Annotated in this window: 1 protein-coding gene; it reads right to left on the reverse strand. The window is 64.8% G+C overall.

From position 1 onward, the window contains the following. A partial coding sequence (locus tag PZH32_RS12760) for a hypothetical protein (RefSeq protein ID WP_275208628.1) occupies window positions 1–304 on the reverse strand: 304 nt, incomplete at both ends.

Genomic DNA, 304 nt, shown 5'->3' on the forward strand with positions numbered 1-304 from the left:
GCTGCGAGGAGCCGAAGAATTCCTTGATGGCGGCCACGATGGGGCGGTTGTTCACCACGGACTGCGGCGTGATCTCGACGGGGTCCTGCATGGACATGCGCTCGCGCACCACGCGCTCCATACGGGACAGGCCGATGCGGAACTGGTTCTGGATCAGCTCGCCCACGGAGCGGATGCGGCGGTTGCCGAAGTGGTCGATGTCGTCGGTGGCAAAGCCCTCGTCGCCGTTGTGCAGGCCGATGATGTAGCGCATGGTGCGGTCGATGTCCTCATCGGTCAGCGTTGAGGAGTCGGTCTCCTCGGG

It is taken from the genome of Adlercreutzia equolifaciens (genome assembly GCF_029076695.1).
In the GTDB taxonomy this organism is placed as follows: domain Bacteria; phylum Actinomycetota; class Coriobacteriia; order Coriobacteriales; family Eggerthellaceae; genus Adlercreutzia; species Adlercreutzia equolifaciens_A.